This is a genomic window from Variovorax sp. WDL1, from assembly GCF_001541225.1.
In the GTDB taxonomy this organism is placed as follows: domain Bacteria; phylum Pseudomonadota; class Gammaproteobacteria; order Burkholderiales; family Burkholderiaceae_C; genus Variovorax.
Genome location: NZ_LMTS01000186.1, coordinates 1 through 219, shown reverse-complemented (window position 1 = coordinate 219; position 219 = coordinate 1). Strand labels below are relative to the sequence as shown.

1 protein-coding gene is annotated in these 219 nt (G+C 68.0%); it reads right to left on the bottom strand.

The features are described from left to right. Window positions 1-219, bottom strand: a 219-nt coding sequence (locus tag APY03_RS25375) for a transposase (protein ID WP_068681299.1), incomplete at both ends; no start/stop codon positions are given.

Here is a 219-nt window from a genome sequence, read left to right as displayed (position 1 = left end):
CCGCCTGGGCGAAATACGCGCTGGCCAACTTCAGGATCTCATTGGTCTTGCGCAGTTCGCGAACCTCGCGCTCGAGTTCCTTGATGCGCTGCTGCTCGGCGGTGGTCGGGCCCGGCCGTACGCCGCTGTCGCGCTCGCCCTGGCGGACCCACTTGCGCAGCGTCTCGCCCGTGCAGCCAATCTTGCCGGCGATCGATTCGATCGCCGCCCACTGCGACG